At 62.1% G+C, this 8,981-nt stretch carries 9 protein-coding genes; 2 read left to right on the plus strand and 7 right to left on the minus strand.

Annotated elements, in window-relative coordinates:
• Window positions 1-111 precede the first annotated feature (111 nt).
• From QMX86_RS25955 to QMX86_RS25965, 3 genes are all read right to left on the minus strand, one after another.
• Window positions 112-705, minus strand: a complete 594-nt coding sequence (locus QMX86_RS25955; RefSeq protein ID WP_282387060.1) for an HAD family hydrolase — start codon at window positions 703-705, stop codon at window positions 112-114.
• Window positions 702-1,571, minus strand: coding sequence for an acyl-CoA thioesterase II (gene tesB / locus QMX86_RS25960; RefSeq protein ID WP_016773073.1), 870 nt, complete (start codon window positions 1,569-1,571; stop codon window positions 702-704). Before tesB ends, QMX86_RS25955 begins: the two co-directional genes overlap by 4 nt.
• A gap of 111 nt (window positions 1,572-1,682) precedes the next feature.
• Window positions 1,683-2,252: a GNAT family N-acetyltransferase gene (locus QMX86_RS25965; RefSeq protein ID WP_024014420.1), complete on the minus strand. Its 570-nt coding sequence runs from the start codon at window positions 2,250-2,252 to the stop codon at window positions 1,683-1,685.
• An 82-nt stretch (window positions 2,253-2,334) separates the two neighbouring features.
• Between QMX86_RS25965 and QMX86_RS25970 the strand changes: the two genes are divergently transcribed.
• Together QMX86_RS25970 and QMX86_RS25975 are read left to right on the plus strand one after the other, a co-directional pair.
• The gene (locus QMX86_RS25970; protein ID WP_024014421.1) at window positions 2,335-3,255 is read left to right on the plus strand and encodes a histone deacetylase; all 921 of its coding nucleotides are present in this window, start codon (window positions 2,335-2,337) and stop codon (window positions 3,253-3,255) included.
• 293 nt (window positions 3,256-3,548) lie between these two features.
• Window positions 3,549-4,790, plus strand: a complete 1,242-nt coding sequence (locus QMX86_RS25975) for a TIGR03862 family flavoprotein (RefSeq protein ID WP_282387061.1) — start codon at window positions 3,549-3,551, stop codon at window positions 4,788-4,790.
• Between the two features lie 203 nt (window positions 4,791-4,993).
• Here the strand turns inward: QMX86_RS25975 and QMX86_RS25980 are convergent, their stop codons facing one another.
• The 4 genes from QMX86_RS25980 to QMX86_RS25995 form a co-directional block, all read right to left on the minus strand.
• Window positions 4,994-6,334: a DEAD/DEAH box helicase gene (locus QMX86_RS25980; RefSeq protein ID WP_024014423.1), complete on the minus strand. Its 1,341-nt coding sequence runs from the start codon at window positions 6,332-6,334 to the stop codon at window positions 4,994-4,996.
• A gap of 52 nt (window positions 6,335-6,386) precedes the next feature.
• Complete coding sequence (gene yedA / locus QMX86_RS25985; RefSeq protein ID WP_282387062.1) at window positions 6,387-7,322, minus strand: drug/metabolite exporter YedA; 936 nt, start codon at window positions 7,320-7,322, stop codon at window positions 6,387-6,389.
• Window positions 7,323-7,632: 310 nt separating this feature from the next.
• On the minus strand, window positions 7,633-8,238 hold the full coding sequence (locus QMX86_RS25990) for a 3'-5' exonuclease (RefSeq protein ID WP_282387063.1): 606 nt from the start codon (window positions 8,236-8,238) through the stop codon (window positions 7,633-7,635).
• A 35-nt stretch (window positions 8,239-8,273) separates the two neighbouring features.
• Entirely contained in the window at window positions 8,274-8,753 is a 480-nt protein-coding gene (locus tag QMX86_RS25995) for an NYN domain-containing protein (protein ID WP_056790604.1), read from the minus strand.
• Between the last annotated feature and the right edge of the window lie 228 nt (window positions 8,754-8,981).

Genomic DNA, 8,981 nt, shown 5'->3' on the forward strand with positions numbered 1-8,981 from the left:
AGCAAGCACGCTCCCACATAGCTCTATGACATGCACAAAATATGTGTGCACTGAAGATCCAATGTGGGAGCGAGCTTGCTCGCGAAGGGGCCGGCTCAGGCGACGAAGATGTCAGGCAAACAGCATCCGTCGCAACTCAACACAATCCTTCGCATGCCAATCGGTCAATTCCGGCCACGGGTTATCCGGCAGATTCACCAACACCGTCCGCGCCCCCGCTGCTCGGCCGCAATCCAGATCAAAGCGGTAATCGCCAACCATCACCATGTCGCCGGCCGGCACTTGCCAGGCCTCGGCCAGTTTCAGCAAACCGCCCGGATGTGGCTTCGGCGGTGCTTCGTCGCGACCCAGTACATCCTCGACCGCGAAGCAGTCAGCCAGGCCGATCGCCTCCAGCGTCACGTGCGCCAGCTCACGCGCATTGCGCGTGAGGATGCCGAGGCGATAACCGCGCGCATGCAGGTCGCGCACCAGCTCCACCGCGCCGGTGGCCGGGGTCGAGCCCAGCGCCAGATCGCGTTCGTGCTCGAGCAACCAGGCATGTTTGGCCGCCGCTTCATCGTCTGGCAATGCAGCGAGATGGGTGAGGATGTCGTCCTCCGGCGGAATCGCCAGCGCCACGCGAATCGCGGCGAAATCATGCACGGCGACAGTCAGCGTGCCGTCCATATCGAACACCCAATGACGAACCTCGGTCAGGCTCATGCCCAGTCCTTGCGATGGCGGATCAGGCCTTCCTGAGTCACCGAAGCGACCAGTTGCCCGGCACGGTTGAACACGCTGCCACGGGAAAAACCACGGGAGTTGCCGGCCCACGGGCTGTCCATCGCGTAGAGCAACCAGTCGTCGGCGCGCAGGTCGTTGTGGAACCACAGCGCGTGATCGAGGCTGGCGACCTGCATGTCCTTCTGCCAGACCGACTTGCCGTGGGGCAGCATCGAAGTGGTCAGCAGACCGAAATCCGAGGCGTACGCCAGCAGGTATTTGTGCAGCGCAGGAATGTCGGCCAGGGCGCCGTCGGCGCGAAACCACACATATTTGATCGGATCGGCCGGTTGCGGGTTGTACGGATCCTTTTCGGTGACCGGGCGTACTTCGATCGGTTTCGGGCACAGCAGTTTTTCACGCATGTGCTCGGGAATCAGGTGCGCACGCTGCTGGATCAGTTCCAGCTCCGAGGGCAGGTTTTCCGGGCCGACCACCGCCGGCATCTGGCCCTGATGCTCGAAGCCTTTTTCGTCGTACTGGAACGAAGCGCTGCACGTGAAGATCGGGTGGCCCTTCTGGATCGCCGTCACGCGGCGGGTGCTGAAGCTGCCGCCATCACGCACGCGATCAACCGAATAGACCACCGGCAACTTGGCATCGCCCGGGCGCAGGAAATAACCGTGCAGCGAGTGCACATGGCGCGCCTCTTCCACCGTCTGACTGGCCGCCGACAGCGACTGGCCGAGCACCTGACCACCGAACAACTGGCGGAACCCCAGATCCTGACTACGACCACGGAACAGGTTTTCTTCGATCGGTTCCAGGGTCAGCAGATCGACCAGATCTTCCAGCACTTGGCTCATTCAGACTCTCCTCACACAAAGCAATGGCCGCGCAGTCTTGGCTGCGGCGGACGATTCAGGTTCTGGCACGGGCCAAATACGATGGCGGCCATTGTAAACGTCCGTGTCGGCTTATTCATGCAAGGTTTGCAGCCATTGTTCGCGGCTGATGCGATACAGAACATGGCGGCGCAACGGGTGATCGAGCGCAAGCTTGGGGTGATCGAAATCATCCTGTGGATCGTGATGCATGCCGATCGCCTGCATGACCTTCTCCGACTGCGCATTCTGCCCGGCGGTAAACGAGACGATTTCCTCCAGTTTCAACTGGTCGAAACCGGCGCGCAGTGCGGTCCACGCCGCTTCGCTGGCGTAACCCAGGCCCCAGTGTTCCTTGGCCAGCCGCCAGCCGATCTCCACCGCCGGGGTAAACGGCGCATCGAAGCCGACCACGCCCAACCCGGTGAAACCGATGAACTCGCCCGTGTCCTTGCGCTCCAGCGCCCACAGGCCAAAGCCGTGCTCGGCAAAATGCCCGCGCACGCGGCCGATCAATGCGGCACTTTCGAGCCGGGTCAACGGCGCCGGAAAGTAGCGCATGACCTGTGGATCGGCGCACATCGCGGCGAATGCCGGCAAATCCTCGTCCTGCCACTGACGCATCAACAACCGCGCGCTTTGCAGCTCCAGTATCGGCTCCATCGTCCCCTCCATTTCCATGCCGTTGAGTCTACATCGCTGGTAGGATCGTTCATTCTTTCCCTGGTTCTGCGCGAAACAAGCCATGCCCTTGCCGTTGATCTATCACGAAGACTACAGCCCCGAGTTTCCCGCGGATCACCGCTTTCCCATGGACAAGTTCCGGCTGCTGCGCGATCACCTGGTCGACAGCGGCCTGACCCGCGACGCCGACCTGCTGCGCCCGCAGATCTGTCCCAACGACATCCTCGCCCTCGCCCATGACCGCAGCTATATCGAACGCTACATGAGCGGCGAGTTGTCTCGCGAAGACCAACGGCGCCTCGGCCTGCCGTGGAACGAAGCGCTGGCGCGACGCACGGTGCGCGCGGTGGGCGGCTCGATCCTGGCGGCAGAGCAAGCCCTTGAGCATGGCCTGGCCTGTCATCTGGCCGGCGGCACCCATCACGCTCACTACGATTACCCCGCCGGCTTCTGCATCTTCAATGACCTGGCAATCATCAGCCAGTACCTGTTGCAGAGCGGCCGGGTCAATCGCGTGCTGATCTTCGATTGCGACGTGCATCAGGGCGACGGCACCGCGCGAATTCTGCATGACACGCCGGAGGCGATTACCGTTTCCCTGCACTGCGAGAAGAATTTTCCTGCGCGCAAAGCCGAAAGTGACTGGGACATTCCGCTGCCCAAAGGCATGGGCGATGCCGATTATCTGCAGGTGGTCGATGACACGCTCAACTACCTGCTGCCGCTGTATCAACCGGATCTGGTGCTCTACGACGCTGGCGTCGATGTGCACAAGGACGATGCCCTCGGTTATCTGCAACTGACCGACGCCGGGGTGGCCGAGCGCGATGAACGGGTGATGCGCCACTGCCTGGGCCGCGACATTCCGGTGGTCGGGGTGATCGGCGGCGGCTACAGCAAGGATCGCCACGCCCTCGCCCGCCGCCACGGCATCCTCCATCACAGCGCGCAACGGGTCTGGGATTCACACGGCTGTCATTGAACCGTGCTGCGTTACCCACAATCGCTGTGGAACTGCCTGTGGATAACCTGAGTGAAAGGGACTGCAGGCCATGCTGGCCAAGGCGCCCAGCGCACTGTTTATTTTTTAACCAGCCTCGAAATACACCGCAGCCCCGGTGGGAGCGAGCCTGCTCGCGAAAGCTTTAGCACCCACAACATCTAATTGACTGACAGACCGCGTTCGCGAGCAGGCTCGCTCCCACATGGTGTCTCCCACAGGGTCCAGCGCTGTTAGAATGCGCGCCTTGTCCCGCCATACCGCAGCGCACGCCCATGACCCAGAATTCCGCCCCCGCCAACACCCACGTCGCCATCATCGGCGGTGGCCCCGCCGGCCTGATGGCCGCCGAAGTGCTGAGCCAGGCCGGAATCCGCGTCGACGTGTACGACGGCATGCCCTCGGTCGGGCGCAAGTTCCTGCTGGCCGGAGTCGGCGGCATGAACATCACCCATTCCGAAGCCTACCCGGCATTCCTCTCCCGCTACGCTGAGCGCGCACCGCAAATCGCCCCGCTGCTGCGCGGATTCGGTGCCGATGCCTTGTGCCAGTGGATTCACGATCTGGGCATCGAAACCTTCATCGGCAGCTCCGGCCGCGTATTTCCCACCGACATGAAAGCCGCCCCACTGTTGCGCGCCTGGCTCAAGCGCCTGCGCGACAGCGGCGTGGTTATCCACACCCGCCATCGCTGGCTCGGCTGGGACGCAAGCGGTGCACTGCGCATCGCCAGCCCGCAAGGCGAAATCAGCGTAAACCCCGACGCCACCCTGCTCGCCCTCGGCGGCGGCAGTTGGTCGCGCCTGGGCTCGGATGGCGCGTGGATGTTGCCGCTGGAGCAGCGCGGCGTGGATCTGGCGCCGTTGCAGCCAAGCAATTGCGGCTTCGAGGTGCAAGCCTGGAGCGAGCTGATGGTGAGCAAATTCGCCGGCGCGCCGCTGAAAAACATCGCCATCGGGTTAAACGACGATATCCCGCGTCTGGGCGAATGCGTCATCACCGCGACCGGGATCGAGGGCAGCCTGATTTATGCACTGTCGGCGCCGATTCGTGAGGAGATCAGCCGCTATGGCGCAGCGGTTATCCACATTGATCTGCTGCCAGGTCGGCCTGTGGATAAATTACAGGCAGCCCTGAGCAAACCACGCGGCTCGCGCTCGATGGCCAAGCATCTGCACAGTCAGGTGGGGATTGATGGGGTTAAAGCAGCGTTGTTGCGCGAGCTGACCGACGCCGAAACCTTCGCCGATCCGGCGCTCCTGGCGCGAGCGATCAAGGCATTACCGCTGACCTTGGTGAAAACCCGTCCGCTGGACGAAGCGATCAGCAGCGCCGGTGGCGTAAGGTTCGAAGCGATGGATGAGCGCTTGATGCTCAAGGCCCTGCCGGGGGTGTTTTGTGCGGGCGAGATGCTCGACTGGGAAGCGCCGACCGGAGGCTACTTGCTGACCGGGTGTTTCGCCAGCGGGCGCGCGGCGGGGTTTGGGATGTTGGAATGGTTACGGCGCGGGAACTGAGTCGCCCCTGCCCCTCACCCCAGCCCTCTCCCCAAGGAGAGGGAGCCGACCGAGGTGTCTGGCGTCATGCATCGACCTGAGCGATCGTGTCGATTATGCATTCACATCTGATATATCAGGTCGGCGTAACTCACAAGCATCCCCCAATCAGTCCCCTCTCCCTCCGGGAGAGGGTTAGGGTGAGGGGCTTTTGATCTTTGATCTCAAGGCTTGCGCTTGCGCGGTCCAGTATTGAACACCGGCACTTTGCGCACTGGCTTGATCGATGGCTCCGGTGCCGAGGTCTCGCCGCTGTCGACCCACTTGCCCAGATTGCGTTTACCACCGCCACCGCCCGACGCTTTCGGCTTCTTCGGTTTTTTCGGCTTCTTGATCACCTGACCGCTGGCGTCGGTGTCCGGCACGCGGTGCTCGGGTTCGAAATCCGGTTCGTTCTGGCGCTTCAGGTTCTGCCGCGTCAGCATTTCGATCGCCGAGAGCATGTTCACTTCATCGGCACACACCAGCGAAATCGCCTCACCGGTGGCACCTGCGCGGCCAGTGCGGCCGATGCGGTGAATGTAATCTTCGGCGACGATCGGCAGATCGAAGTTGACCACCAGCGGCAAGTCTTCGATGTCCAGACCACGGGCGGCAACGTCGGTCGCGACCAGAATCTGCACTTCGCTGAGCTTGAAACGGTCCAGCGCGCGCTGGCGCGTAGCCTGCGGTTTGTCGCCATGGATGCCGTCAGCATTCACACCGAGGCCCTGAAGTTTTTCCACCAGCGCATCGACGCCGTTGCGGGTCTTGGCGAACACCAGCACCTGCTTCCACTTGTTCTTGCGCATCAGGTGCACGAACAGTTCAGCCTTGCGCTTCTTGTCCACGGTGACGATCCACTGCTTGACCGTGTTGGCGGCGACGTTGCGCGGGCTGACTTCGACGCTCAGCGGATCATTGAGCATCTGCCCGGCGAGCAGGCGGATGTCATCGGAGAAGGTCGCGGAGAACAGCAGGGTCTGGCGCTTTTTCGGCAGCATGCGGTAAATGTTCGCCAGTTCTTCGGAGAAGCCCAGGTCGAGCATACGGTCGGCTTCATCCAGCACCAGCGTTTGCAGCTGATTGAGTTTCAGCGCGTTCTGGCGGAACAGGTCGATCAAGCGACCGGGTGTGGCGACCAGCACATCGACGCCGCCGCGCAGCTTCATCATCTGCGGGTTGATGCTGACGCCGCCATACACTGCGTAAGTACGCAGCGGCAGGTTTTCCGCGTATTGGCGCACGGCTTCATGGACCTGCTCCGCCAGCTCGCGGGTCGGCACCAGAATCAGCGCACGCGCCGAGTTGGCGGTGACTTTCGGCCCTTCCATGGCCAGCAACTGCAACAGCGGCAAGGCGAAACCGGCAGTTTTACCGGTGCCGGTCTGGGCGGCTGCCATCAGGTCACGACCGGCCAGCACCGCCGGAATGGCTTGCGCCTGCACCGGCGTCGGGGTCTGGTAGCCGAGCGTCTCGAGGGAGCGCAGCAAGGGTTCGATCAGGCCAAGGGAGGCGAAAGTCATGGGAGTACCGTAGGAAAAAATGACGCGAGGATGCAATGCCGCGCAGTTTACCCTAATTCGTACGCGCTTCCGTCGGAACGGCTTTCGCCTCTTCCACGGGTGGCTGCGCAGGTCGACGCCACTGCGGCAGGCTGATCAGCAGCACCGCGCTGATGATCACCAGCATCGCCAGCGCTTCTTCGATGCCGATGGTCTCGCCGACAAACACCACGCCGAGCAACACCGCCACCGCCGGGTTGACGTAGGCATAACTGGTCGCCGCCGCCGGGCGCACGTGTTTGAGCAGATACATGTAGGAATTGAAGGCGATGATTGAGCCAAAGAAGATCAGATAGGCCAGCGCCAGCCAACCCTCGAGCGGCGGCATGGCTTGCAGGTGCTCGCCGCTCAGCGCACTGCCGATCAGCAAGACCACGCCGCCGACGAGCATTTCCACCGCACTGGCCATCGCCCCTGCTGGCAGCGGCAGATGCTTGCTCCATACCGAACCGAACGCCCAGCTCGCCGCCGCGAAGATCAGCAACATCGCGCCGAGCGGGCTCGATTGCAGGTTGGAACCCATATTGAGCATGGCGATGCCAATAATCCCCAGCACGACCCCGGCCCATTCAAGACGGGTATTGCGCGCGCCCCAGAAGTAGCCGAACAACAAGGTGAACAGTGGCACCGTCGCCACCGCCAACGCAGCAACACCTGAAGCCACCCCAGTGTGCTCCGCCACGCTGACCGCGCCATTACCAAAACTGAGCAGCAGAATGCCGACCAGCCCCGCTGCTTTCCACTGCGCCCAGGTCGGCGCCGGCGCCCCGCGCCAGCGCAGCCAGGCGTACATCAAGCTGCCGGCAATGACAAAGCGCACCCCGGCCAGCAACAGCGGCGGCCAGTATTCGACGCCGATGCGAATCACCAGATAGGTCGATCCCCAAATCACGTACAACGCAAAAAACGCAGCGATCAACGGCAGGGAAAAACGGCGCAAGGCAGGCATGAGAAGCTCGACAGTCAGATTTCTGTGGACCGGTCATTCTAGAAAGACCGCCACGCAAAAATAAGTTACAAAACCTGTTTTTCGCGCCGGTACACTTTTGCATGAAAGCAACTGAGACCGACAAGGTCCTTGTGGGAGCGAGCTTGCTCGCGAAAGCGGTGTATCGGTAGACATCCATCTTGGATCGTTCCCACGCTCCGCGTGGGAATGCCTCAACGGACGCTCTGCGTTCGGCTTTGAAAGGGACGCGGAGCGTCCTGGACTTCATTCCCACGCAGAGCGTGGGAACGATCAGTCGGAGTGCCTGGAATCAGCGATAACGCTGCAAATGCTCGCCGACTTTCGCCGCAGGGACTTTCTGCAACTTGCACAACAGGTCGTGATTCAACTCGCGCACCCCGTGCTTGCCCCGCAACTCTTGCGCCAGATGCGCCATCAGATTGGCCGCCATCTCGGCATCGGCCATGGCCCGGTGAGCCTGGCCGGTATGCGGCAACTGCGCGAACGTGGTGAGCGTGCCGAGCTTGTGATTCGGCGCCGCCGGCATCAGGCGCCGCGCGAGCAGCAGCGAACAGGCGAAATTCTGCAGGCGTGTGCGTTTGATCCGGCCCAGTTCGAAATCCCAGAACTTCTGGTCGAACGAGGCGTTGTGTGCGAGCAATGGCGTGCAGCCGACGAATTCGTTGACCTCTTCCATCACCCGCTCGGCCGGCGGCGCGCTGCGCAGCATGGCGTTGCTGATGCCGGTCAGTTGCTCGATGAACGCGGGGACGCGCACCCCAGCGTTCATCAGGCTCTGGTAACGCTCGACAATGCGGCCGTTTTCCAGCATGACCACGGCGATTTCCGTGGCGCGGCAGCTGCTGTTCGGCGACAGGCCGGTGGTTTCAAAGTCGATGACTGCAATGCGTTCCAAACCGGGGTGTACTCCGTTCAAATCTATTGTTCAGCTCAGCTCTTGAGCAACAGCGCGCCTTCGATCGGCACGTAGCGGCTGGCGGCGCGGATCAGCGAGTTGGCGGTCAGGCCGGGCACACCGTAAGCGACTGCTTGCACGCCGTGCTTGTTGATGATGCGTTCGAGCAGCATGTCGAAATCGCCGTCACCGGAGGCCAGCACCACTTCGTCGACATGGTCGGCGGCGTCCATGATGTCCAGGGTAATGCCCACGTCCCAGTCGCCCTTGGCCGAGCCGTCGCTGCGCTGGATGTAGGGCTTGAGCTTCACGGTGAAACCGAGGTTGCGCAGGATCTGCTGAAACTGCTGCTGTTTGCTGTCGCCACGGTCGATCGCGTAGGCATAGGCCTCGACGATCTGCCCGTTCTTGCTGATGTCCGCCCACAATGCGGCGTAGTTGAAGTGGCAACCATAGGCCTGACGCACGGTGTAGTAGAGGTTCTGCACATCGGCGAACACTGCGATTTTTTTCACCGGAGTTCCTGTGGGCGCGCAAGCGCACGAAGCGGGGTCAGGCGATCAGGCCCGAAAAAGGCGCTCAGTATGCCAGCCAAGAGAAAGATTCAGCGAATAATCACCAGCTGGCGCCGAGGTGTCCCTGACAAACGGTGTTGTGGTGAGGGGATTTATCCCCGCTGGGCTGCGGAGCAGCCCCGCTTTTCCTGATTAAAGCGAGGACTGCTGCGCAGCCCAGCGGGGATG

Origin of the sequence: Pseudomonas sp. PS01270 (genome assembly GCF_029959775.1) — a bacterium.
GTDB classification, from domain to species: domain Bacteria; phylum Pseudomonadota; class Gammaproteobacteria; order Pseudomonadales; family Pseudomonadaceae; genus Aquipseudomonas; species Aquipseudomonas atacamensis.

Bases quoted from the DNA above. Each gene is read 5' to 3' on its own strand.
- QMX86_RS25955 (WP_282387060.1), bottom strand. From the start codon at position 705: ATGAGCCTGACCGAGGTTCGTCATTGGGTGTTCGATATGGACGGCACG.
- tesB (WP_016773073.1), bottom strand. From the start codon at position 1,571: ATGAGCCAAGTGCTGGAAGATCTGGTCGATCTGCTGACCCTGGAACCG.
- QMX86_RS25965 (WP_024014420.1), bottom strand. From the start codon at position 2,252: ATGGAGCCGATACTGGAGCTGCAAAGCGCGCGGTTGTTGATGCGTCAG.
- QMX86_RS25970 (WP_024014421.1), top strand. From the start codon at position 2,335: ATGCCCTTGCCGTTGATCTATCACGAAGACTACAGCCCCGAGTTTCCC.
- QMX86_RS25975 (WP_282387061.1), top strand. From the start codon at position 3,549: ATGACCCAGAATTCCGCCCCCGCCAACACCCACGTCGCCATCATCGGC.
- QMX86_RS25980 (WP_024014423.1), bottom strand. From the start codon at position 6,334: ATGACTTTCGCCTCCCTTGGCCTGATCGAACCCTTGCTGCGCTCCCTC.
- yedA (WP_282387062.1), bottom strand. From the start codon at position 7,322: ATGCCTGCCTTGCGCCGTTTTTCCCTGCCGTTGATCGCTGCGTTTTTT.